This is a genomic window from Enterobacter sp. HK-058-C-ECC (assembly GCF_047531125.1).
Taxonomy (GTDB): domain Bacteria; phylum Pseudomonadota; class Gammaproteobacteria; order Enterobacterales; family Enterobacteriaceae; genus Enterobacter; species Enterobacter quasiroggenkampii.
Genome location: NZ_JBLKCH010000001.1, coordinates 484923 through 508492, shown reverse-complemented (window position 1 = coordinate 508492; position 23570 = coordinate 484923). Strand labels below are relative to the sequence as shown.

At 55.7% G+C, this 23570-nt stretch carries 26 protein-coding genes and 2 tRNA genes; 15 read left to right on the top strand and 13 right to left on the bottom strand.

All coding sequences use genetic code 11. The features are described 5' to 3' along the window. Nucleotides 1–10 precede the first annotated feature (10 nt). Entirely contained in the window at nt 11–670 is a 660-nt protein-coding gene (gene rnt, locus ACMWJS_RS02510) for a ribonuclease T (protein WP_048030742.1), read from the top strand. A gap of 77 nt (nt 671–747) precedes the next feature. Here the strand turns inward: rnt and grxD are convergent, their stop codons facing one another. Beyond that, entirely contained in the window at nt 748–1095 is a 348-nt protein-coding gene (gene grxD / locus ACMWJS_RS02505; RefSeq protein ID WP_003832760.1) for a monothiol glutaredoxin 4, read from the bottom strand. A 338-nt stretch (nt 1096–1433) separates the two neighbouring features. On the opposite strand from grxD, the gene ACMWJS_RS02500 reads away from it, so the two are divergent. Both ACMWJS_RS02500 and sodB read left to right on the top strand, forming a co-directional pair. Then, nucleotides 1434–2207 (top strand): C40 family peptidase, encoded by a 774-nt coding sequence (locus tag ACMWJS_RS02500; RefSeq protein WP_023327204.1) that lies wholly within the window; start codon nt 1434–1436, stop codon nt 2205–2207. A gap of 122 nt (nt 2208–2329) precedes the next feature. Further along, nucleotides 2330–2911, top strand: coding sequence for a superoxide dismutase [Fe] (sodB, locus tag ACMWJS_RS02495; protein ID WP_334754763.1), 582 nt, complete (start codon nt 2330–2332; stop codon nt 2909–2911). Nucleotides 2912–2949: 38 nt separating this feature from the next. On the opposite strand, the gene ACMWJS_RS02490 is transcribed toward sodB, so the two are convergent. Together ACMWJS_RS02490 and ACMWJS_RS02485 are read right to left on the bottom strand one after the other, a co-directional pair. Next, entirely contained in the window at nt 2950–4116 is a 1167-nt protein-coding gene (locus ACMWJS_RS02490) for an MFS transporter (RefSeq protein ID WP_048030744.1), read from the bottom strand. 163 nt (nt 4117–4279) lie between these two features. Continuing rightward, nucleotides 4280–4369 carry a YnhF family membrane protein gene (locus ACMWJS_RS02485; RefSeq protein ID WP_008500596.1) on the bottom strand — a complete coding sequence of 30 codons (90 nt, stop codon included), beginning with the start codon at nt 4367–4369 and terminating at the stop codon, nt 4280–4282. A gap of 297 nt (nt 4370–4666) precedes the next feature. Between ACMWJS_RS02485 and purR the strand changes: the two genes are divergently transcribed. Then, entirely contained in the window at nt 4667–5692 is a 1026-nt protein-coding gene (purR, locus tag ACMWJS_RS02480) for an HTH-type transcriptional repressor PurR (protein ID WP_008500597.1), read from the top strand. Between the two features lie 17 nt (nt 5693–5709). Here the strand turns inward: purR and punR are convergent, their stop codons facing one another. Continuing rightward, the gene (punR, locus tag ACMWJS_RS02475; RefSeq protein ID WP_045910323.1) at nt 5710–6621 is read right to left on the bottom strand and encodes a DNA-binding transcriptional activator PunR; all 912 of its coding nucleotides are present in this window, start codon (nt 6619–6621) and stop codon (nt 5710–5712) included. Nucleotides 6622–6735: 114 nt separating this feature from the next. Between punR and punC the strand changes: the two genes are divergently transcribed. Both punC and cfa read left to right on the top strand, forming a co-directional pair. Then, a complete protein-coding gene (gene punC, locus ACMWJS_RS02470) occupies nt 6736–7935 on the top strand; it encodes a purine nucleoside transporter PunC (protein ID WP_045910322.1) in 1200 nt (399 codons plus the stop codon). Between the two features lie 298 nt (nt 7936–8233). Continuing rightward, the gene (gene cfa, locus ACMWJS_RS02465) at nt 8234–9382 is read left to right on the top strand and encodes a cyclopropane fatty acyl phospholipid synthase (protein WP_008500601.1); all 1149 of its coding nucleotides are present in this window, start codon (nt 8234–8236) and stop codon (nt 9380–9382) included. 31 nt (nt 9383–9413) lie between these two features. On the opposite strand, the gene ACMWJS_RS02460 is transcribed toward cfa, so the two are convergent. Beyond that, nucleotides 9414–10055 carry a riboflavin synthase gene (locus ACMWJS_RS02460; protein WP_047348807.1) on the bottom strand — a complete coding sequence of 214 codons (642 nt, stop codon included), beginning with the start codon at nt 10053–10055 and terminating at the stop codon, nt 9414–9416. Nucleotides 10056–10280: 225 nt separating this feature from the next. Here ACMWJS_RS02460 and mdtK point away from each other — a divergent pair, with 225 nt between their 5' ends. The 4 genes from mdtK (at nt 10281) to ACMWJS_RS02440 (ending at nt 13681) form a co-directional block, all read left to right on the top strand. Continuing rightward, nucleotides 10281–11654, top strand: coding sequence for an MdtK family multidrug efflux MATE transporter (gene mdtK / locus ACMWJS_RS02455; protein ID WP_262821962.1), 1374 nt, complete (start codon nt 10281–10283; stop codon nt 11652–11654). 153 nt (nt 11655–11807) lie between these two features. Then, nucleotides 11808–11884, top strand: a tRNA-Val gene (locus ACMWJS_RS02450). Nucleotides 11885–11888: 4 nt separating this feature from the next. Continuing rightward, nucleotides 11889–11965, top strand: a tRNA-Val gene (locus tag ACMWJS_RS02445). Between the two features lie 120 nt (nt 11966–12085). Beyond that, a complete protein-coding gene (locus tag ACMWJS_RS02440; protein ID WP_414746535.1) occupies nt 12086–13681 on the top strand; it encodes an FAD-NAD(P)-binding protein in 1596 nt (531 codons plus the stop codon). Nucleotides 13682–13709: 28 nt separating this feature from the next. Here ACMWJS_RS02440 and ACMWJS_RS02435 read toward each other — a convergent pair whose 3' ends face one another. Both ACMWJS_RS02435 and ACMWJS_RS02430 read right to left on the bottom strand, forming a co-directional pair. After that, nucleotides 13710–14345: a carbonic anhydrase gene (locus ACMWJS_RS02435; protein ID WP_109844381.1), complete on the bottom strand. Its 636-nt coding sequence runs from the start codon at nt 14343–14345 to the stop codon at nt 13710–13712. Between the two features lie 72 nt (nt 14346–14417). After that, a complete protein-coding gene (locus ACMWJS_RS02430; protein ID WP_334754758.1) occupies nt 14418–15200 on the bottom strand; it encodes an MBL fold metallo-hydrolase in 783 nt (260 codons plus the stop codon). Nucleotides 15201–15325: 125 nt separating this feature from the next. On the opposite strand from ACMWJS_RS02430, the gene ACMWJS_RS02425 reads away from it, so the two are divergent. Continuing rightward, entirely contained in the window at nt 15326–15466 is a 141-nt protein-coding gene (locus ACMWJS_RS02425; RefSeq protein WP_003857665.1) for a hypothetical protein, read from the top strand. A gap of 45 nt (nt 15467–15511) precedes the next feature. Here ACMWJS_RS02425 and ACMWJS_RS02420 read toward each other — a convergent pair whose 3' ends face one another. Together ACMWJS_RS02420 and ACMWJS_RS02415 are read right to left on the bottom strand one after the other, a co-directional pair. Beyond that, nucleotides 15512–16918, bottom strand: a complete 1407-nt coding sequence (locus tag ACMWJS_RS02420) for a DUF1996 domain-containing protein (protein WP_334754912.1) — start codon at nt 16916–16918, stop codon at nt 15512–15514. 144 nt (nt 16919–17062) lie between these two features. Next, nucleotides 17063–17230 (bottom strand): hypothetical protein, encoded by a 168-nt coding sequence (locus ACMWJS_RS02415; protein ID WP_032666818.1) that lies wholly within the window; start codon nt 17228–17230, stop codon nt 17063–17065. A 246-nt stretch (nt 17231–17476) separates the two neighbouring features. Between ACMWJS_RS02415 and ACMWJS_RS02410 the strand changes: the two genes are divergently transcribed. Genes ACMWJS_RS02410 through ACMWJS_RS02395 form a run of 4 tightly spaced genes read left to right on the top strand, consistent with a single transcriptional unit; the run spans nt 17477 to nt 20571 of the window. After that, nucleotides 17477–18307: an ABC transporter substrate-binding protein gene (locus ACMWJS_RS02410; protein WP_080347292.1), complete on the top strand. Its 831-nt coding sequence runs from the start codon at nt 17477–17479 to the stop codon at nt 18305–18307. Between the two features lie 2 nt (nt 18308–18309). Continuing rightward, nucleotides 18310–19125: an amino acid ABC transporter ATP-binding protein gene (locus ACMWJS_RS02405; protein WP_048222746.1), complete on the top strand. Its 816-nt coding sequence runs from the start codon at nt 18310–18312 to the stop codon at nt 19123–19125. Then, nucleotides 19125–19901: an amino acid ABC transporter permease gene (locus tag ACMWJS_RS02400; protein ID WP_048030749.1), complete on the top strand. Its 777-nt coding sequence runs from the start codon at nt 19125–19127 to the stop codon at nt 19899–19901. Before ACMWJS_RS02405 ends, ACMWJS_RS02400 begins: the two co-directional genes overlap by 1 nt. Further along, on the top strand, nt 19885–20571 hold the full coding sequence (locus ACMWJS_RS02395) for an amino acid ABC transporter permease (RefSeq protein ID WP_048030750.1): 687 nt from the start codon (nt 19885–19887) through the stop codon (nt 20569–20571). The genes ACMWJS_RS02400 and ACMWJS_RS02395 overlap by 17 nt, the downstream gene beginning before the upstream one ends. Here the strand turns inward: ACMWJS_RS02395 and fumD are convergent. The 4 genes from fumD to ACMWJS_RS02375 form a co-directional block, all read right to left on the bottom strand. Further along, on the bottom strand, nt 20552–20761 hold the full coding sequence (gene fumD, locus ACMWJS_RS02390) for a fumarate hydratase FumD (protein WP_023343959.1): 210 nt from the start codon (nt 20759–20761) through the stop codon (nt 20552–20554). The two genes, ACMWJS_RS02395 and fumD, sit on opposite strands and share 20 nt — an antisense overlap. 110 nt (nt 20762–20871) lie before the next feature. Next, on the bottom strand, nt 20872–21684 hold the full coding sequence (locus ACMWJS_RS02385) for a MetQ/NlpA family ABC transporter substrate-binding protein (RefSeq protein ID WP_008500616.1): 813 nt from the start codon (nt 21682–21684) through the stop codon (nt 20872–20874). A gap of 23 nt (nt 21685–21707) precedes the next feature. Next, nucleotides 21708–22376: a methionine ABC transporter permease gene (locus tag ACMWJS_RS02380; protein WP_008500617.1), complete on the bottom strand. Its 669-nt coding sequence runs from the start codon at nt 22374–22376 to the stop codon at nt 21708–21710. Continuing rightward, nucleotides 22369–23391 carry a methionine ABC transporter ATP-binding protein gene (locus ACMWJS_RS02375; RefSeq protein ID WP_334754756.1) on the bottom strand — a complete coding sequence of 341 codons (1023 nt, stop codon included), beginning with the start codon at nt 23389–23391 and terminating at the stop codon, nt 22369–22371. Before ACMWJS_RS02375 ends, ACMWJS_RS02380 begins: the two co-directional genes overlap by 8 nt. Nucleotides 23392–23570 lie beyond the last annotated feature (179 nt).

The window sequence follows — 23570 nt, the reverse complement described above, 5'->3', positions numbered from 1 at the left end:
AGAGACCCTGATGTCCGATAACGCTCAATTTAGCGGTCTGTGCGACCGTTTTCGTGGTTTTTATCCCGTTGTCATTGATGTAGAAACAGCCGGATTTAACGCTAAAACCGATGCGCTGCTTGAAATTGCCGCCATCACGCTGAAGATGGATGAACAGGGCTGGCTTACACCGGACACCACGCTGCATTTCCACGTTGAACCTTTCGAAGGGGCAAACTTACAGCCGGAAGCGCTGGCGTTTAACGGTATCGATCCGCATAACCCGCTGCGCGGTGCCGTCAGTGAATATGACGCGCTGCACGCCATTTTTAAAATGGTGCGTAAAGGCATGAAAGAGAGCAACTGCAGCCGCGCCATTATGGTGGCCCATAACGCCACCTTCGATCACAGCTTTACCATGGCTGCCGCGGAGCGCGCGTCGCTCAAACGCAACCCCTTCCACCCTTTTGTCACCTTCGACACCGCCGCGCTGAGCGGCCTGGCGCTGGGACAAACGGTGTTGTCAAAGGCCTGTATTACGGCTGGCATTCCGTTCGACGGCACGCAGGCGCACTCCGCGCTGTATGACACGGAGCGTACCGCAGAGCTGTTCTGTGAGATCGTCAACCGCTGGAAGCGTCTGGGCGGCTGGCCGCTGCCGATGGGTGATGAGGCCGATCGCCAATCGTAGATCGGGTAAGCGCAGCGCCACCCGGCAAAAAAAAACCGCGACCACATAGCAGGTCGCTTTTTTATTTCCGCAGAAAATTACTCTGCGTCAGGCTCTTCCGTTTTGTACTTCGCCGCGGTTTCTTTGATCAGCTGCTGCAGTTCACCGCGCTGATACATTTCAATCAGGATATCGCAACCGCCAACCAGTTCACCGTCTACCCACAGCTGTGGGAACGTCGGCCAGTTCGCGTACTTCGGCAGCTCAGCGCGGATGTCCGGGTTCTGCAGGATATCAACGTAAGCAAAACGCTCACCACAGGCAGACAGCGCCTGAACCGCTTGCGCGGAGAAGCCGCAGCTTGGCAGCTTTGGAGAACCTTTCATATACAGCAGAATCGGGTTTTCAGCGATCTGGCGCTGGATTTTTTCAATAGTGGTGCTCATGTCTTGCTTCCTTTAACTTCTGTTACGGCATTCGTCTGACATTGTAGCGGTTCAGACTGGCATCGGAAAATAACATTTTTGTCACGTATAGACATTCTACTCCGAGTCACGAAAAGTTGCATTGCAAATGGTGTTTACCCCTGCAGCGGCCAGGGTTTTGCTTAGGGAATGGGCAAATGTACGACAGAACGATGAATTTTTTTGCACTTGCTAACGAAACAGGATTAGAGATTGAAAAATGGTATTAACTTTCTGGCTTTTTATGGATTAGAATCGACGGGCTTTGTAAATCACACGCGGGTATTATTGATGACCTGCATTTATCAGGGGACTGCCCAGTGGCGCGGATAAATAAAATCTCGATCACGCTCTGTGCTTTACTGTTTACTTCACTCACTTTCACGCCAGTGGCAAACGCCTCTCAGCAGGCGCGGCATTCTGCTGTACAAAAAAACCATCTGGTGAAAGCCACAGAACGTAAGAAAAAAACCACCGCTAAGAACGACAAGAAAAAGACAAACACACAGACTAAAAAAACCGCTTCCAGCAAGACGAAAACCACTTCTTCCCGCACTGCCCACACCGCCAAAAGTAAAGCTTCGCAAACCGCCGCTAACCTCGTGACTGAAAAATGCATCGCGCGTAAAGGCCATAAGGCGAAATGCACCAAGGTCACCAAAATAGCGGAAGTGCATAAAGTACGCGTCCAGAAAGCGCAAAAAACCGCAATGAACAAGCTGATGGGGCAGATTGGCAAACCTTATCACTGGGGCGGGACTTCGCCGCGTACCGGTTTTGACTGCAGCGGCCTCGTCTATTACGCCTATAAAGATCTGGTCAAGTTCCGCATTCCGCGCACCGCCAACGAAATGTACCACCTGCGCGACGCGTCCCCGGTCAACCGTGGAGAGCTGGAGAACGGCGATCTGGTCTTCTTCCGCACGCAAGGCCGCGGGACAGCTGACCACGTTGGCGTCTATGTCGGCAACGGAAAATTCATCCAGTCACCGCGTAGCGGCCAGGATATTCAGATCACCTCTCTCAGTGAAGACTACTGGGTACGCCATTACGTCGGCGCACGCCGCGTGATGACGCCGAAAACCATTCGCTAACCCCTGCCCTGCCACACCCGTGGCAGGGTAAGTTCCTCTTTTGCATACCCTTTCAATTTGCTATCCTGTCCTTGTTGTCTGTGTGGTTATTGACAACACAAAATACAATAAGGAGAGAAGCAATGTCGTTCGAATTACCTGCACTACCGTATGCAAAAGACGCCCTGGCCCCGCACATTTCTGCGGAAACCCTGGAATATCACTACGGCAAGCATCACCAGACGTACGTCACCAACCTGAACAACCTGATCAAGGGCACCGATTTTGAAGGCAAAACGCTGGAAGAGATCGTGCGCAGTTCTGAGGGTGGCGTATTCAACAACGCCGCTCAGGTGTGGAACCACACCTTCTACTGGCACTGCCTGGCGCCAAACGCCGGTGGCGAACCTGCCGGTGAACTGGCTACCGCCATCAATGCCGCCTTTGGCAGCTTCGCGGATTTCAATGCGAAGTTCACCGATGCCGCCATCAAGAACTTCGGTTCGGGCTGGACGTGGCTGGTCAAAGAGGCGGATGGCAAACTGGCTATCGTGTCCACCTCTAACGCGGGCACCCCGCTGACCACCAGCGCTAAGCCGCTGATGACCGTGGACGTATGGGAACACGCTTACTACATCGATTACCGTAACGCGCGCCCTAACTACCTGGAGCACTTCTGGGCACTGGTTAACTGGGACTTTGTGGCGAAGAACTTCGCCGCGTAAGAGACACGCAGAAGGGTTCGCCCTTCTGCGTTTTTGGTTTATTCCGCAGCGCAGGCTGCTTCTGGCTGTTTACGACCCGACATCATCACCAGCAGCAGGCCGAGCGCGGCAATAATCGCCCCCATCACCGGCACAAAACTGTACCCCAGCCCCCCTGAAATCACGGCCCCACCGGCCGCCGCACCGAGCGCATTGCCCAGGTTGAAGGCACCAATATTGACCGAGGATGAGAGGCCCGGCGCTTCATGCGCGACGCGCATCACGCGCATCTGCAGTGGTGGCACCACAGCGAACGTTGCAGCCCCCCAGACGACCATCGCCACCGCGGCGCCAAACTCGTTACGCGCCAGCCACGGAATGGCGATCATGATAACAATCAGCAGGGTTAAGAAGCCCTTCAGCGTTCCGCTCACCGAACGGTCGGCAAATTTCCCGCCGAGATAGTTGCCAATCGAGAAGCCCACGCCAATTAGCACCAGCATCGCGGTCACAAAGAGAGGCGTTGCGTGGGTGATGTCATGCAGCACAGGTGAAATATAGGTGTAGAGGGTAAACATCGCCCCTGCCCCCAGCACGGTGGTAAGCAGCGCAGAGAGCACCTGCGGGCGCACCAGCACCGACAGCTCTCTGCGTACGTCAGGGCGTTCACCCGCGCTGCCTTTTGGCAGGGAGAAGAACAACGCCACCATCGCGACTACGCCCAGTCCGGCCGTCGCCAGGAAGGACATCCGCCAGCCAATGACCTCGCCCAGCCAGGTTGCCGCAGGAACGCCGCCGATGTTAGCAATGGTCAGGCCCATAAACATGGTGGCCACTGCGCTGGCCTGCTTATGTTTTGGCACCACGCTTGCCGCCACAACCGACCCCAGCCCAAAGAACGCGCCGTGGTTGAGGCTGGTCAGAATACGCGACAGCATCAGCGTGGTGTAGTCCGGCGAAATGGCCGAAAGCACGTTACCGAGGGTGAAAATCGCCATCAGGAAAATGAGCGCATTGCGGCGCGCGCGGTGCGAAAGGAGAAGCGTCATCAGCGGCGCCCCCACCATCACGCCGATAGCATAGGCGCTGATTAACATGCCTGCCGCAGGGATCGAGACGTCCACGCCGCGGGCGATGACGGGCAGTAACCCCATCGGGGAGAATTCAGTGGTGCCAATCCCAAAAGCGCCAATCGCCAGGGCCAGCAGGGGAAAATTGATTTTCATGCGTCAACTCCGGATGCCGTGTCATGTGGTGACACAGAACAAAGAAGCGGAAAGCATGACATCAATCACAAAAAATGAGAAGTTAACAAAATGGCAAAAGATTTTTGCCTTAGGAGTAACAATCGGGGTGAGCGGGAGGGAGAAGGCTCTCCCTCCGCGTAAATCAGTGCAGCGCGGCCGTCAGACCCGCCGCGACAATCAGAGCCAGCACAACAACGGTGGTGAACAGCGAAAACTTCAGATCGGAACTCATCAATTTTTCTCCTTTTAATCCCCCCACGAAAAGTGAGCCTGCTCATTTTTGCATAATTTACGTCAAAAATCTTCCTGGATTTAGGCTGATAAACACTTTACCTCTTCCCCTTTTCATCAAGATAGGACAAAATTCCACGCTAAATTTATTAGCGTACCGGCCATTGACCCCCTCCTGACGTCCCGTGTCGTTTTCCCGGCGTGCCGCAATTCAAGATTGCGTGATAAGGGTGAGAGAAGGCAAACGTTTACCTTCAAGTTTTTCAGGAGTTTAGGATATGGTCTGGAGTGACATTTAATGGCAACAATTAAAGACGTAGCAAAACGCGCAAACGTTTCCACTACAACCGTATCACATGTAATTAACAAAACCCGCTTCGTGGCGGAAGAGACGCGCAACGCCGTCTGGGCAGCGATCAAAGAGCTGCACTATTCGCCAAGTGCGGTTGCGCGCAGCCTCAAGGTTAATCACACCAAATCCATTGGATTGCTGGCCACCAGCAGTGAAGCGGCCTATTTTGCCGAGATCATTGAAGCGGTAGAGAAGAACTGCTTCCAGAAAGGCTATACCCTGATTCTGGGCAACGCATGGAACAGCATAGAAAAACAGCGTGCCTACCTGTCGATGATGGCGCAGAAGCGCGTGGATGGCCTGCTGGTGATGTGTTCCGAGTACCCGGAATCCGTGCTGTCGATGCTCGAAGAGTATCGCCATATCCCCATGGTGGTCATGGACTGGGGTGAAGCGCGCGCGGACTTCACCGACTCCGTTATCGACAACGCCTTTGAAGGCGGTTACATGGCGGGTCGTTACCTGATCGAACGCGGTCACCGCGAAATTGGCGTGATCCCGGGTCCGCTGGAGCGTAACACCGGCGCGGGCCGTCTGGCCGGTTTTATGAAAGCGATGGAAGAAGCGCTGATCACCGTGCCGGAAAACTGGATCGTGCAGGGCGACTTTGAGCCGGAATCAGGCTATCGCGCAATGCAGCAGATCGTTTCCCAGCCGCACCGCCCGACCGCCGTTTTCTGCGGGGGTGACATCATGGCCATGGGTGCGCTCTGCGCCGCCGATGAGCTGGGTCTGCGCGTACCGCAGGATATTTCCGTGATCGGGTATGACAACGTGCGTAACGCGCGCTTCTTCACCCCGGCGCTGACAACCATTCACCAGCCAAAAGATTCGCTGGGCGAAACGGCCTTCAATATGCTGTTGGACAGAATCGTCAACAAACGCGAAGAGTCGCAGTCCATTGAAGTTCACCCGCGCCTGATTGAACGCCGTTCCGTTGCGGATGGTCCGTTCCGCGACTACCGTCGTTAATCCCTTGACGGGGCCAGCTACGCTGGCTCCCGTAACCATTCCCGGTTTAGCGTTTCGCTGTCTCCCAGATAATCCAGCAGCCAGGCCATGGCGGGCGAGACATCATTTTGTTGCCAGGTCAGGCAGCAGGCCGCGTCCGGGAATGGATTCTCCAGCGTCAGTTCAACCCATTCTCCGGTATCGATGCGCGGACGCGCAAAATGAACGGGCACCATCGCGACGCACAGCCCGGCGCTGAGGCACGTTGCCGACGATTCCCAGTCAGGGGCCACCACCCGCCGCTGATTGTCCAGAAGCCAGGTGATACGCTTGGGCAATGAGCGGGACGTATCCTCCAGCACCAGCGAGGGCCAGTTACGCAGCGTATCGTCGCTCAGCGGCCCGTCCATCGCCGCCAGAGGATGATCGCGTGCCACCACGCATTTCCAGCTCAGCATCCCCATGTCGCGAAAGGCGTAACGTCCCCCAACCGGGATCGCCTGCGTCGCGCCAATCGCCATCTCCGCCCTGCCGTCCGCCAACGCATCCCACACCCCGTTGAACACCTCCTGCGAGACCCGCAGCTCAACGTCAGAGAAATGACGATAGAAATCCACGATCATCTGCCGGGTGCGTTCCGGCTTCACGATGTTATCCACCGCGATGGAGAGATGTCCCCGCCAGCCGTTGGCGATCTGCTGACACTGTTCGCGGGTGATCTGCATTTTTTTGATAACAGAACGCCCTTCCTTCAAAAACCACGCGCCTGCGGGCGTTAATTCCACGTCGCGATGCCGCCGTTCAAACAGCGGAACCGCCAGCCACTCCTCAAGCTGACGCACCGTGTAGCTGATGGCCGAAGGGACGCGGTGCAACTCCTGCGCTGCACCGCTAAAGCTGCCGTTACGCGCAACAGCATCGACCACTTCAAGAGAATAATCTGACCACATTTTCTGCCTGCAAAAAATTTGAATGCACCCGCCAAATATTAGCGTTTCACAAGCCGCTTTGCACTCCCTACACTCTGCGCCAACGTACACCTGCCTCCTCAGGAGAATAAGAGAATGCAACCCAGGAAAGGATTTTTAGTCTGGCTCGGCGGCTTAAGCGTGCTGGGCTTTTTGGCCACCGACATGTACCTGCCCGCGTTTGCCGCGATGCAGGAAGACCTGCAAACCCCTGCGGCGGCCATCAGCGCCAGCCTGAGCCTGTTCCTTGCCGGTTTTGCTTTCGCGCAGCTCCTGTGGGGACCGCTCTCGGATCGCTTTGGCCGTAAACCGGTACTGCTGCTGGGTCTGGCCATTTTTGCCGTGGGCTGTCTGGGGATGCTGTGGGTGCGCGATGCTACCTGGCTGCTGGTGCTGCGCTTTATTCAGGCCGTGGGCGTCTGTGCTGCGGCGGTGACCTGGCAGGCGCTGGTCACCGACTACTATCCGGCTAACCGCACAAACCGTATTTTCGCCACCATTATGCCGCTGGTGGGTCTTTCCCCTGCCCTGGCTCCGCTGCTGGGCAGCTGGATCCTCGCGCACTTTGACTGGCAGGCCATTTTTGCCACGCTGTTTGCCATCACGCTGGTGCTGATGCTGCCGGCGTTTGCCCTTAAACCCGCGCATAAAAAAGAGGCGCATGCCGACGCGAAGCCGATTACCTTCACCTCCCTGCTGAGCGCCAAGGCGTATCGCGGGAATGTCCTGATTTATGCCGCCTGTTCGGCCAGCTTCTTCGCGTGGCTCACTGGCTCGCCGTTTATTCTGCACGATATGGGCTACAGCCCGGCGGCCATCGGTCTGAGCTATGTTCCGCAGACCATCGCGTTCCTGGTGGGCGGGTACGGCTGCCGCGCGGCGCTGCAAAAATGGGAAGGCCAGCAGATGCTGCCATGGCTGCTGGTGCTCTATGCGCTGAGCGTCATCGGTACCTGGGCCGTCGGGTTTATTCCGGGCGCGGGCCTGGCTGAAATTTTGATTCCCTTCTGCGTGATGGCCGTGGCGAACGGGGCGATTTACCCGATCGTGGTGGCACAGGCGTTACGTCCGTTCCCGCAGGCGACTGGCCGCGCCGCCGCGCTGCAAAATACCCTGCAGCTGGGTCTGTGCTTCCTGGCAAGCCTGGTGGTCTCGGCGCTGATTGCGACGCCGCTTTTGACCACCACCAGCGTGATGCTGGTCACCGTTGCGCTGGCGGTATTGGGTTACCGCATGCAGGCGTCCGCGCAGCGTGAGCAGGATAGCGGTGCGCAGGTGGAAACCTCGCATGCCTGATTGCGCCAGAAATCATGTTACATTTCAGTGATTAGGTTGCTAACAATTTTCTATTGAATCACCAAATTTTGAGGCCTATACTAAATTTGGTTCAATTAAATACGATAAATATTAAGTGTTAACGGGAGCCGGAGTGCTCCCGTTTTACCATGGAAGGCATTTCGGCAAGGGTTATCTCCCTTCCTCTGTTCTACGTCGGATACTAGCCTCGCGGTATTTACCGTGAGATTTCTCACAAACCAAAAAAAGCGTCTACGCTGTTTGAAGGTTCTGATCACATCAGGGTGATGGAGAAGCTATGAGTTCATCGTGTATAGAAGAAGTCAGCGTTCCGGACGACAACTGGTCCCGGATCGTCAGTGAACTGTTAGGTCGAGCAGGCATCACTATCAACGGATCTTCGCCATCCGATCCCCAGGTTAAACATCCCGACTTTTTTAAACGCGTGTTGCGGGAAGGGTCGCTAGGCCTGGGAGAAAGTTATATGGATGGCTGGTGGGAATGTGAACGGCTGGATATCTTTTTTGCCAGCGTGTTGCGTGCCGGTCTGGAAAATCAACTCCCCCGCAATCTGAAAGACACCTTGCGTGTCGCCTCTGCCCGACTGTTTAACTTGCAAAGTAAAAAACGCGCCTGGATCGTCGGCAAAGAGCATTACGATCTCGGCAATGACCTGTTCAGCCGCATGCTGGACCCTTTCATGCAATACTCCTGCGCCTACTGGAAAGACGCGTCGACGCTTGAGGAAGCACAGCAGGCCAAGCTGCGTCTGATCAGTGAAAAACTGCAGCTACAGCCCGGCATGCGCGTGCTGGATATCGGCTGCGGCTGGGGCGGGCTGGCGTATTTTATGGCGAAGCACTATGGCGTCAGCGTGGTCGGCGTGACGATCTCAGCGGAACAGCAAAAAATGGCGCGAGAGCGCTGTCAGGGTCTCGATGTGGATATCCGGCTGCAGGACTACCGTGACCTGAACGAGCAGTTCGACCGGATCGTTTCCGTCGGCATGTTCGAACACGTGGGGCCAAAAAACTACGATACCTACTTTGAGGTGGTGGATCGTAATCTGAAACCGGACGGGCTCTTCCTGCTGCACACCATCGGCTCTAAACGGACCGACAATAACGTTGACCCGTGGATCAATAAATACATCTTTCCGAATGGCTGTTTACCGTCCGTTCGCCAGATCGCCAACGCCAGTGAATCCCATTTCGTGATGGAAGACTGGCATAACTTTGGCGCGGACTACGACACCACCTTAATGGCGTGGCATGAACGTTTCCAGAAAGCCTGGCCCGAGATTGCGGACAACTATTCAGAACGATTCAAACGGATGTTTAGCTATTATCTGAATGCCTGCGCGGGGGCGTTTCGCGCACGGGATATTCAGCTCTGGCAGGTGGTATTCAGCCGGGGGATTGAACACGGACTGCGTGTCGCACGCTAAAAAAATAACCCCGGTTATCCGGGGTTATTTTTTATTCTTCTTCTACGGTCTTTATTATTGCGGCTTCTTTAGCTGCCAGCACGCGTTCAACCGTATCCACCACCGCCTGGGTTTGCGGATCGATTTCGATATTCACGCGATGCCCCAGTTTTTTGGCGCCCAGCGTGGTGCGCTGCAGCGTTTCAGGAATTAAATGCACGCAAAAACGTGTTGGCGTCACTTCTCCCACCGTCAGGCTAATCCCGTCAATGCCAATAAATCCTTTATAGAGGATGTATTTCATTAATGACGGGTCCTGCATTTTAAACCAGATTTGACGGTTATTTTCCGAGGTCACGATTTTCGCCACTTCGGCAGTGGTCATGATGTGCCCGGACATCAGGTGACCGCCAATCTCATCGCTGAACTTCGCCGCGCGCTCAACGTTGACGGTATCGCCTACCACCAGCTCGCCCAGGTTAGTGATCCGCAGCGTCTCTTTCATTAAATCAAAGCTAATCTGGTTGCCGTTAATTTCGGTCACGGTCAGGCAGCAGCCGTTATGGGCAATCGAGGCGCCGGTTTCGATGCCCTCAAGCATATATTCCGGCAGCTCAACAACATGAGTACGGAAATTAGGTTTTTCATCAATGGACACCACTTTGGCAGTGCCCTGCACAATACCAGTAAACATGCTTACAACTCCTGTTTTTTCCGAACGGTGATGACACCGTTTAATCCCTCCACAATAACAGTTGGAAAAACAGGTTGCCAGCGGAGCGCATTTTCTGGCGATTTTTTCACTAGATAAATAGCTAAAGCCCGCTACAATAGCTGGCACCCCCCTGCATTTTCTTCTTGCTGCCCGTTTCGGCGGCTTTTTTAGTCTCTCAAATAACTACAAAATAAAGGTGTTCACGTGCAGAAGTACATGAATGAAGCGCGCCAGTTATTGGCACTGGCTATACCAGTGATCGTCGCGCAAGTGGCCCAGACCGCAATGGGATTTGTGGATACGGTAATGGCAGGTGGCTACAGCGCCACCGACATGGCGGCCGTGGCTATCGGCACGTCAATCTGGCTTCCGGCCATCCTGTTCGGCCACGGTCTGCTGCTCGCGCTCACGCCTGTTATCGCTCAGCTCAATGGCTCGGGCCGCCGCGAGCGCATCGCCCATCAGGTTCGCCAGGGTTTCTGGCTGGCAGGGTTTGTCTCCGTGCTGATCATGGTGGTGCTCTGGAACGCGGGCCATATCATTCGCGCTATGCATAATATTGACCCGGCGCTGGCGGACAAAGCCGTGGGCTATCTGCGCGCGCTGCTCTGGGGCGCGCCGGGCTACCTCTTTTTCCAGGTGGCGCGTAACCAGTGTGAAGGCCTGGCGAAAACCAAGCCCGGCATGGTGATGGGTTTTATCGGGCTGCTGGTCAACATCCCGGTTAACTATGTCTTTATTTACGGTCATTTCGGGATGCCGGAGCTGGGTGGCGTCGGCTGCGGCGTGGCGACGGCAGCCGTTTACTGGGTCATGTTCTTCTCGATGCTTACCTTCGTGAAGCGCGCCCGCTCCATGCGCGATATTCGTAACGAGAACAAATTCAGCACGCCGGACTGGAGCATCATGACGCGTCTGGTGCAGCTAGGGTTGCCGATTGCCCTTGCGCTGTTCTTTGAGGTGACCCTGTTTGCCGTGGTCGCCCTGCTGGTCTCTCCGCTGGGCATTATTGATGTCGCGGGCCACCAGATTGCGCTGAACTTCAGCTCCCTGATGTTCGTCCTGCCGATGTCGCTGGCCGCGGCAGTGACGATCCGCGTGGGCTTCCGCCTGGGGCAAGGCTCGACGCTCGATGCGCAAACCGCCGCGCGCACCGGACTGGGCGTCGGCGTCTGCATGGCCATTTGCACGGCGCTTTTTACCGTTGCGCTGCGCGAGCAGATTGCCCTGCTCTATAACGACAATCCGGAAGTCGTCACGCTGGCATCGCACCTGATGCTGCTGGCCGCGATTTACCAGATTTCGGACTCCATTCAGGTGATTGGCAGCGGCGTGCTGCGCGGCTATAAAGACACGCGCTCCATTTTCTTTATCACCTTCATCGCCTACTGGGTGCTGGGTCTGCCATGTGGGTATATTCTGGCCCTGACCGACCTGGTGGTGGACCGCATGGGACCGGCGGGGTTCTGGATGGGCTTTATCATCGGCCTGACGTCGGCGGCGATTATGATGATGATGCGCATGCGCTTCCTGCAGCGCCAGCCATCCACGATCATTTTGCAACGCGCTGCACGTTAAATACGCAGTAGCCGCCACCCGGCGGCTACTTTCTCTTCACTTTGCGCGGTAATACAGCAATCGCGTGAAATCAGAGAGAAAATTGCATTTTCCCTCTTGCCACCTCGGTGCTGTGCCGCTAATATTCGTCCCCGTTGTCACCGACAACACGTTGCGTTCATAGCTCAGTTGGTTAGAGCACCACCTTGACATGGTGGGGGTCGTTGGTTCGAGTCCAATTGAACGCACCATTCTGCGTCCGTAGCTCAGTTGGTTAGAGCACCACCTTGACATGGTGGGGGTCGGTGGTTCGAGTCCACTCGGACGCACCATTTCAGTCCTGAAATGGTGCAAATTCTCCTCTGATAGCCTGAATTTTCTTAATCCCTTATTTTCATCATTATTTTCCTGCTACGCTTTTCCTATGGAAAAAAAACACAGGAAACGTGTCGATGAAGAAGATCGCGATTATCGGCTCCGGCCCCACAGGGATTTACACCTTTTATCACCTGCTTCAAAACAGCACGCCGCTCTCCGTTTCCGTCTTTGAACAGGCCGATGAAGCCGGCGTGGGCATGCCCTATAACGACGACGATAATTCCCGACTGATGCTGGCGAACATTGCGAGCATTGAAATCCCGCCCATTTTTATGACCTACCTCGACTGGCTTAAGGAACAGAGCGACGCCCATCTGGCACGCTTTAAGGTGGATAAAGCCAGCCTGCATGACCGACAGTTCCTGCCCAGGCTTCTGTTGGGAGAGTACTTTCGCGACAGCTTTCGTTCAATCGTAAAAGAGGCGAAAAAAATGGGGTTCGAGGTTAAAGTCCATGAATCCGCGAAGGTCACCGACATCATCCCTTCGACAACCGGCGTGACGATTTCGGTCAACGACCGCACCTTACCAGATCAATTCGACCTGGCGGTTATTGCCACCGGCCACGTCTGGCCAGAGGAGGATGAAGCCACGCGCACGTTCTTCCCAAGCCCGTGGTCCGGTCTGATGGACGCCCGCATTCCCCCTTGCCGCGTGGGCATTATGGGTACCTCGTTGAGCGGCCTGGACGCGGCTATGGCGGTGGTGATGCAGCACGGTGCGTTTCGTGACGGTAAATTCATCCTCGATAAAAGCAGCGAAGGGTTACACATTACGCTGATGTCCCGGACGGGCATTCTGCCGGAAGCCGATTTTTACTGCCCTATTCCTTACGAGCCGCTGTCGGTATTGACCGAATTCGTGGTGGAAAGCGAGATAGCCAAAGGACCGGATGGCCTGCTTGACCGCATTTTTGCCCTGATGGTCAAAGAGCTTCAGCTTGCCGATCCGGCGTGGTGCGAGAAGATGTCTCTGCATACGCTGAATGCGGACACTGTTCGTGAGGCCTGGTTTGAGGATCGTCAACGCCACGGCCCCTTTACCTGGGCGGAAGAGAATCTCAACGAGGTTGAACGCAACAAACGGGAACGCCGTACCGTGGCCTGGCGCTATACCGTGCTGCGGCTGCATGAGGTCGTTCAGGAGATCGTTCCCCATCTCAGCGAGCAGGACAGAAAACGCTTTAAGCAGGGCCTGGCTCGGGTTTTTATCGACAACTATGCCGCCATTCCTCCGCAGTCTATCCGCAGGCTGCTCGCGCTTCGCGAAGCCGGCATCATCAGCGTGGCCGCGCTCGGTGACGACTACACGCTCGACGTTGGCAGCGATCGAACGGTGATAACCACACAAGAGACCGTCTATCGTTTCGACGTATTTATTGACGCGCGCGGACAAAAGCCGCTCAAAACGAAAGATCTGTCCTTCCCGACGCTGCGAAAACAGCTGGAAGCGACCGGCGATGAGATACCCGATATCGGCGAGGATTACACCTTAAAAGCGCCTGACTCCGTTCGCGGGCGCATCGCCTTCGGTGCGATACCGTGGCTGATGCACGATCGTCCCTTCGTTCAGGGGCTGGTGGAGTGTGCAGAGATTGCAGAGGCGATGGCGAAAGCGGCGGAAAAACCCGCGTCACGCGTGCGGCGGAGATTACCCTATTTTGAATACTGACAGGGCATCCGTGCCCTGCTGTTGCGGATTACTCGAAGAAGACTTCCGGGTTTTCCGACAGCGAGACGAAGCTTTTCGTCGCTTTATCCAGCGCGAGGATTTCGCCGCTTTCAATGTCGTACACCCAGCCGTGCAGTCGGATGGAGTTATTACGCAGGCCCACCGCGACGGACGGATGGGTCTTGATGTTGCTCAGTTGCGCAAAGACGTTTTCCTGCACCATCGCATTCACTTTATCGATCGGCTTATCCCAGGTTTTCTTCTCTACCACGGCTTTTGCCGCGTCGGAATAGCGCAGCCAGTGTGACACGGCAGGCATCGGCTCCAGGTTCGCGTTATCGGCAATCGCCTTCATCGCGCCGCAGTTGGAGTGACCGCAAATCACGATATCCGTGACGCCCAGCGCCACGACGGCGTATTCGATGGTAGCGGACACACCGCCTGGCTCCGGTCCGAACGGCGGCACAATGTTGCCAGCATTACGAATGACAAAGAGTTGTCCTGGCTCTTGCTGGGTGACCAGTTCCGGGACCAGACGGCTGTCGGAGCATGAGATGAACAGCGCTTTGGGATTCTGGCTGGACGCTAAACTGCGGAAGAGTTCTTTACGTTGCGGGAAAATCTCTTTTTGAAAGCTGAGAAAACCTTCAATGATATGTTGCATAGCAATGTCTCTTTTATCTGTTTTAGTTTAGGTATGATCGAGATCACACTCGTAAAGTTTACCCATCGTGGTTTACTTCAGACAAGCAATATATTTCTGGCCCGACCGCTGCACAATTTCGTCCGCGTTAGCGAGGATGTTCTGCCCTTCGAACGCGCCGTACAGACGTTCAAACGCTCTGCCTTCCAGATGACTCACGACGGACGCCACGGTGCGGGCCGGCAGCGGAAGATAGTTCGGGTAGCTCCACATAAACGAGACGGCGTCTTTACCCGGCGTGACCTGCAGAATATCGCCCACCAGCAGCTTCCCGTCCCCCTCCTGCCAGTGCAGCACCGTTCCCCCGGCAAAATGCCCGCCCAGACGCAGCAGGGTAACAGACGGGAAAATCTCCAGCGCATCGCCTTCCCAGAAATGAATGGCTGGGCTGTCGCGCATCACCCACTCTCTGTCGCTGGCGTGCAGGTACACCGGCGCGTCAAACGCCGCAGCCCACTCCTGCATCGTGGTGTAATAGTGCGGATGTGAAATCGCAATCGCGCTGATGCCGCCGAGGGCGTTAATAAGCGTTTTGGTTGCCGGGTCAATGTTGGCGATGCAGTCCCAGAGGATATTGCCGTGCGGCGTTTGCAAAAGCAGCGCCCGCTGGTTGATAGCAAACGCCGGAACGGTTTTGATACCGAACAATCGCGGCTCCAGCTGCTGCCATTTGTTGCTGTGCGTCGCGTTGACGGTATCGAGATCGGTCCACGCCTGCCCCGTGATGGGCACATACTGGCGTTCATCCTCACAAATTGGGCATCTGTCCGGCTGCGTATCGTAGGCGGTTCCACAGGTTTTACAGAGTGTAATCATGTGCTCTCCTCAGCGATAAAGCACTGAGTATGGCAGGGATTATCCTTATGTGCTGCGAGGTACATTGCTGGCTTTTTTTGCCCTATACTGTGCCAGTATCGAAAACTGAACAGAGCAGGTGCAACATGGAAATTGATCTCGATAACTTAGTGTTTAACGGTCTGGATGAAGCAGAAGAGCGTAATGCAGAACGTCTGGACGACGCGGATAAAAAAGCGCAGGCGATTGTCGCCGACGACGACTGCGGCGACGCCTGCAAGATCTGATAAAAAAGCACCGGAAAACCGGTGCTTTTTTTATTGCGGGCAAGATTACAGCTCAGGCGTCTTTTTAAACCCCGTTAGCATCAGAACCAGGCTTTCTGAAGAAGAAGCCGGTTCGAACTGGTAATGATTCCCCTGGCGGTCACCGCCGATATACCACGAGATTTCGGTTTTTCCTTCCGCCAGCGCCTTGCGCACGGCTTTGTCCACGTTCACCATCCGGTATTCACGAGAATGGTTCAGATAGAGCACTGCGTCGGAGCGATAGTTACAGGCCGGACGCGAGGCCCATCTTACGGTAGCAGGATCCCAGTCATTGCTGGCCGGATAGAAGAAGATCTGATCGGCACCGTTAGTTTCTACTTTCCCGCCATAAACCCGCACGCGGTATGTAAACTGCGAAGGATCCTGCCCGGCAGGCAGAGGGGGAATGTGGAACTTCACCAGCGACAGCGTTTCGCTGTTTTTCGTGCGTCCCCCGTTCTGCCAGTTATCCTGCACCAGTAAAACCTGTGGTTCGGGCTGGGAAAGATCTGGCTCCAGGCTGCTAAGCCAGACGTTGGCCTTCGCTCTGGAATATCCATACGGGACGGTGGTGCCACAATCTAACCCGCGGTTCATACACAGGTCAGTCATAAAGCGCGCGGCGTCTTCCGTCCAGCCGTTCATGAAATCTGCATGCGCCGTATACAGGCTACCCCACCGCTCTTCACGCTCATCGCCGTGCATGATGGGGTCCATGGAGAGCTGCACTTTGCTGGTATCAAGCGAGCTAATCGTCGGGAGTACGTAAGCAATGTTCATGTTCACGGTGGGAATTTTCACCGGGAAGGTGGACGGGCACTGCCCCTTGACGTCGTAGGTGGCGTTAATCAGACCATGGGCAGGCTTCAGGTTCACTCCATCCCAGCAGTTTGGAAACTGAATGCCGATATTAAACTGCACGGCATCGTTCGCCTTGCGCAAGCCGCAGACCTCACCGGTTTTGGTGGTGTAACCCTTGCCGTTGGCACATAAAAAGGTGATATGTGGATTCGGGGCACTACCGTGATGGTCGCCCGCCAGCAGCGACAGCCCCGCCGGGAAAGGGTGTAACGGCCAGGCGTCCACGTTCGATGCCTGATAATAAGTTTTTTGATATGCCGGTTTGACGACCGTGCCGTCAGGCAGGCGCAGCGAAGGTGCCCAGTAGGCGGAGCTGTCGGCTTTGTTATCGCAGGTGGTCATTTCATCCCGGCGCAGGGATTCACGGCTGGAGTAAGCATCCGTTTGCACGTTGCCGAAGAAGTCGTGCAGCATGGCCTCGTTGGGCATGCCGTACATCATAATGGCGTCATCGCCAAGGGTATGGGAATAGCCGCAAACAACATGCGCCTGCGGCGCGGCGTGTGCCGCATGAATTGTGAAAAGTAGCGCAGGGACAGAAAGCGCGCGCGTTAACGTGGTCCGTTTCATCATTTTCTCCATGACTGAAAGGACACATTGGTAACAAAAGCGGGCTAATTAACCGAATGATTCAGAGCGTACTTTTCCGTCTTTTGAGGCTTTACAGACATCACGCACACCTCATTCCAGTACGTTTCGCGCGTGCGGCGCAGTTCAGCGTGGCGTTTTATCATGGAACCACTCCGGGTCAATGTTGGCAACGTCTACGCCATACAGGCTGGCGACAGGCAGTATCGACTCAAGAACACGTTGCGCGCTGTTCTCCGCATTCGCTGGCCGGGCCGCAAAAAACCGCCGTAACGTGCTGATCCATTTTTTCATCGTCTTACCCTCTCTCGCCGTATCTGCCTTCAGTTAAGCACCCCAATCCCGTGCAGGGGAAATACCAAAATCCACTGTCGATGTGCAGGATCTGCAAATAGCACCCTCGTCCTTTTCACTCTTCATTAACACCTTGTTCACTAATGCTTTTTTGCTCATAGCAAAGAACGATTTCTTATTTGGCGATAGCTTTCCCTTATGGGAGCGTAACGGGGTAAAACAAAAACAACGGGATGGCGAATGACTATGGCAGCAAAAATGAAAGGGTTTAAAAAACGGACGCTGGCTCTGGGCGTAGTGGCAGCCTGGGGCCTGTTTTCAGCGCAGGCGCAGGCCGATCAGCTGGCGGATATCAAGGCAGCAGGGGTGGTGAAAGTGGCCACGTTTGATGCCAACCCGCCGTTTGGCTCGATTGATGCCAAAACGCATGAGATCGTGGGTTACGACGTGGACTTCGCCAAAGCGCTGGCAAAATCGCTCGGCGTGAAGCTTGAACTGGTTGCCACCAATCCGGCCAACCGCATTCCGCTACTGCAGTCCGGCAAAGCCGACCTGATCGTGGCGGATATTACTATCACCCCGGAACGCGCACAGGTCATTGATTTCTCGACGCCTTACTTCGTCACTGGCCAGCAGTTCCTGGTTCCGGCGAAATCACCGGACAAGCTCGATGACTATAGCCGGGCGCGCATTGGTGCAGTCAAAGGCACAACGGGCGAGCAGGCGCTGCACCAGCGTTTCCCGCAGTCCCGCGTCCTCTCTTATGACGACATTCCCCTGGCGCTGACCGCACTGCGCAACGGCAACGTACAGGCCATCACTCAGGACAGCACCATTCTGGCCGGTCTGCTGGCGCAGGCGCCGGACAAAGCCAACTTCAAAATCCTGCCCGATCTGCTCAGTAAAGAAGAGATTGGCGTGGGGGTGAAGAAAGGTGAAACGGCGCTGCTGAAAGCCGTCAACGACGAGCTGGTTAATCTCGAGAAGACCGGTCAGGCGGCAAAAATCTATGATGTCTGGTTTGGTCCTGGCACCCCTGCTCCACAGCCTCGCGGCTTTAAAATAGAAGCCAGGTAATTATGCTCTCAGGTTTATTTTCACACTCCGCGGCCGGTGCCGCGGATTTTTCACATCTGGAACAGGCCAGCGTCGAGTTTCGTCATGTGGACAAACGCTACGGTGACCATCAGGTTTTGAACGACATTAACCTCACCATCACGCCCGGTGAAGTGGTTGCTATCCTCGGCCCGTCGGGTTCCGGTAAATCCACCCTGATTCGTCTTATCAACCAGCTTGAACCCCTGAGCGGCGGAGAGATCCTGGTCGACAACAAGCCTACCGGAAAGCTCTCCGGTAGCGGGCTGCGCCAGCTGCGAAGCCGCGTGGGGTTTGTATTCCAGCAGTTCAACCTTTATGCCCATCTCACCGCCAGCCAGAACATCACCCTCGCACTGGAGCACGTTCATGGCTGGAAGCCACAGCCAGCCCAGGCGCGCGCGCTGGCCCTGCTGGAGAAAGTCGGGATGCTGGAAAAGGCCCACCATTTCCCGGCAGAGCTATCCGGCGGACAGCAGCAGCGCGTGGCGATAGCCCGCGCCCTCGCCTCTTCACCGCAAATCATTCTGTTCGATGAACCCACCTCCGCGCTGGATCCGGAGATGATTGGTGAAGTGCTGTTCGTGATGAAAGCCCTCGCCCACAGCGGGATCACGATGATCGTAGTGACCCATGAGATGCAGTTTGCCCGGGAAATCGCCGACCGGATTGTCTTTATCGACGGCGGGCAAATTCTGGAAACCGCGCCGCCAGCGCAGTTTTTCAGCCAGCCAGCGCATCCGCGCGCGCAGCGTTTCCTGCAAAAGGTGCTGGATCCGCTGCATCAGGAGCATCTGTAATGCCCGCGCTCGACTGGCAGGGGGTACTGACCGGACAGCCTCTGCAGTGGATACTTTCCGGATTTCTCACCACCTTGTGGGTAACGCTGGCGGGGATCGCGCTGGCCAGCCTGCTCGCACTGCTCTTTATGCTCCTGCGCCTGTCCGGTGGACGCGTCGGGAAAGCGATCGTCAGCGGCTGGGTATCGCTGTTTCGCAATACGCCGCTGCTGGTGCAGCTGCTGTTCTGGTATTTTGCCGCCTGGAACGGGCTGCCGCAGGCGTTTCGCGACGTGGTCAACGCCGATCACAGCTGGTCCATTCTGCCCGGCGACGTCTGGTGGTTTACGCCCGAATTTTTATGTTCTGCCTGGGGGCTGGGCGTTTTTACTTCGGCGTTTTTAATCGAAGAAGTGGAAGCCGGGTTGCGTTCTGTGCCAGTCGGGCAACGGGAGGCGGCGCTGGCCCAGGGATTCTCAGCATGGCGCGTATTTCGCTACATCCTGCTGCCGCAGGGGCTGGCTAACGCCTGGCAGCCCGTTGTGGGCCAGTATCTCAACCTGATGAAGCTCTCCTCGCTCGCCAGCGGGATTGGCTTTGCCGAGCTCACCTACCAGGTCAGGCAGATCGAAAGCTTTAACGCGCACGCGCTGGAGGCATTTACCCTCGGTACTGCACTCTATCTGCTGACCGGTCTGGTCATGGGAATGGTGTTGGTCCGCCTTGGGCCGCAGGCGAAACGTAAACGCCCGATCGTCGCCACCACAGGGAGTGAAAAACATGATTGCCGGACTTAATGTCATCACCGATAACCTCGATTATCTACTGTGGGGACGCGCGGCAGCCGGTGAACCGGGAGGCGTGCTGCTTTCGTTAATGATGGCAGCAGGCGCTGCGGTTATCGCTCTGCCCGGAGGGATACTGCTCGCGTGCCTGGCCTGGCGCTTTACCGGGCTCGTGCGAAAAGTCCTCTTTTTATGGGCAGAGCTGATTCGCGGGATCCCGCTCATCTTCGTGATTTTCTGGATGTGGTATCTCCTGCCGCTCATGACCGGGGGCGATCTTCCCGGGGCGCTGACCGTCACGCTGGCGCTGGCCTGGTTTACGGCGGCCACCGTGATGCACTCAGTGCTGGCCGGACTGAGCGCGCTGCCGACCGGGCAGTTCGAAGCCGCGCTGTCACAGGGATTCAGCACGCAGCAAACCCTGTGGCGCGTGCTGCTGCCGCAGGCGCTGAGGAATATTCTACCGTCGCTGGTGGGGATTTTTATCAGCCTGCTGAAGGATACGTCGCTGGCGTTTATCGTGAACGTCCCGGAGCTGACCACGGTGGCGGGACAGGTCAACAACCGGGTGCAAATCTACCCGGCGGCCATTTTTATCTTTACGGGCGTAGTCTACTACCTGCTCTGCTGCTCGCTCGAGCAGCTTGCGAAACGCTGGCGCCTTACCCGGCCAGCGCTTTAACCACCGTTTCCATTGCCTCGGTTGTCAATGCACTGCGTTTCACGCGCTGGTTCGCCAGCGCGGTACGCAGTACCCCGGCAATGACAATATGCTTTGGCTCCTGCCCTAAATCACGCATCTCAAGCACGACCTTCCCGACCACCCGGCACATCTCCTGATACAGCGCTTCATCTTTGGTCACGTTACCCATCGTCATCACTCCATTGCCTGTTAAACGTTGAGCTTAAATGATTCTCCTGCCGGATACAAAAAAGAAGCCCTGCGAGGAACTCGCCGGGCTTCATCTGTAAAATCAGCTAATTAGTTGTTTACTGGAATGACCGCGCCTTTGTACTTGGTGCGGATCCAGTCCTGAATCTCTTTCGAGTGCAGCACGTTCACCAGCGCGACGATGTCTTTCTTCTTCTCGTCACCGCGATGCACGGTGATAATGTTGGCATACGGGTTGTTTTCACCGCTCTCAACCGCAATCGGGTCGTGAACCGGATCCAGACCGGCGTCAATCGCGTAGTTGGCGTTAATCACCACCGCGTCGCCTTCGTTGTTGTTGTACATCTGCGGCAGCAGAGACGCTTCAACGTTAGGCGTGAACTTCAGCTTTTTCGGGTTCTCGACGATGTCGCTGATGCGCGCGGTCACTTTATCGATGCCCGGCTTCAGCTTGATCACGCCCTCTTTCTCGAAGATGGAAAGAATACGACCCTCTTCAGAAACCGCGTCACGCATGATGATCTTGCCACCTTCCGGCAGGTCTTTCAGCGACTTGTATTTTTTGGAGTAGATGCCGATTGGCTCAATGTGGATCGCGCCCGCACTGACAAAATCGTAGTCCTTATCGCCCGCATGATCTTTCAGCACGCTGTTCAGGTAAGGAATGTGCTGGAAATAGTTCGCATCGATGTCATGACCCGCCAGCGCGGTGTTCGGCAGAATGTAGTCCTGGAACGGTTTAATCTCCAGGTCGATACCCTGCTTCGCCAGAATCGGCTTTGCCTGCTCCAGAATTTCGGCGTGCGGCGTATTGGATGCGCCCACGGTCAGGGTGTCGGCCCAGGAGGCGAAGCTCAGGGCGCTCAGGGTTGCAGCGGCGATCAGTGTCAGTGTCTTTTTCATGATGTGGTTCCTGTGTGTATTTATTAGCGTTTATCTAACAGTGAAGTAATGACATCGCCGCAGAACTGGATAATGAAAACGATGATCAGAATGGTCACCGTTGCCACCAGCGTGACGTCACCATGGTTGCGCTGGAATCCTTCCAGATAAGCCAGATTTCCCAAACCACCGGCGCCAATCACCCCCGCCATGGCGCTGTAGCTCACCAGCGCAATCAGCGTTACCGTAATACCCGATACCAGTGCAGGTGATGATTCCGGCAGTAAAACCCGAAACACGAGCGTGCTCAGTCGTGCGCCCATCGAGCGCGTCGCTTCAATCACGCCTTTATCCACTTCACGCAGGGCGATCTCCACCAGGCGTGCGTAGAACGGTGCGGCACCCACAATCAGGGCCGGCAGCGCCGCGTTGGCGCCAAGAATGGTGCCGACAACGGTCTTGGTGAACGGGATCAGCAGCACAATCAAAATGATGAACGGAATCGAGCGGAACACGTTCACCACAATCGAAATGACGCTATACACCGTGCGGTTGTGGAACAATCCGCCGCGCGCGGTTAAAAACAGCGCCAGACCCAGCACGATGCCTAATACAAAGGTCGCCACACCGGAAAGCGCGGTCATGTACAGCGTCTCCAGCGTTGCCGCCCAGAGCTGATCCCACTTGAGATGCGGAAAGAGATTCTCAGCCATGTTTAATCACCTCGCCTTCAATATCGCTGTGCTGCAGGTCGGCGAGGATATTGTTCAGTTGTTCATCAGATGCCACGACGTGCACCCAGAGTTGACCAAACACGCCGTGAGCGGTTTGGGTCATTTTTCCGTGCAGGATGTTAAACGGCAGGCCGTAGCGCAGCGTCAGTTCGCCCACAATCGGTTTGTGCGTGCTGTGCCCGGTAAAGGTCAGCCTGATGACCGTACCTTCCAGATCGTTTGCCAGTTCGGTATTGAAGGTTTCTTCTTCAGCGTACTGGCTCACCTGACGAACAAACTGCTGCGTAATCGGCTGCTGCGGATGGGTAAAGACGCTCAACACGTCGCCCTCTTCCACCACTTTACCGTTCTCCATCACCGCCACGCGGTCGCAGATTTTGCGCACCACGTGCATCTCGTGCGTGATCAGCACGATGGTCAGCTTGAACCGACGGTTAATATCCAGCAGCAGATCGAGGATCTGATCGGTGGTCTGCGGGTCAAGCGCGGAGGTGGCTTCATCGCAGAGCAGCACATCCGGGCGATTAGACAGCGCACGCGCAATGCCCACGCGCTGCTTTTGCCCACCGCTCAGCTGTGACGGATAAGCATGCTCGCGACCTTTCAGGCCAACGAGTTCAATAAGCTCGGCCACGCGGGCCTTAATTTCGGCTTTCGGTACGCCAGCAATTTGCATCGAGAACGCAATATTCTCGCTGACCGTGCGCGACCACAGCAGGTTGAAGTGCTGAAACACCATGCTGATCTTCAGACGCGCCTGGCGCAGTGCTTCACCTTTTGCGGCAGAAATGTTCTGCCCGTTGATGGTTACGCTGCCGCTGCTCGGTTTTTCCAGACCATTCAGCAGGCGGATAAGCGTACTTTTACCTGCGCCGCTGTAACCAATGATCCCGTATATCTGTCCCTGTGCTATCGTCAAATTGACATTATCAACGGCTGTGAGTGCCACCTTTCCGTTGTCAAAAACCTTCGAAATATTGCTCAGTACAATCATTCTTATTCGTTATCCGTGCCGCCCGTGGCGGTTTAGCAGTATGGATGTCCAAACGATAGTAAACAGGCGTTATCAGCTTTTAAATGAACAAAAAAGAATGTGTTATAACTTTCGGCAATAAACAGCGGATTTACCGGGTGGGAAGCATTTAGACCAATTTCAGCAATGATTATCTGCCG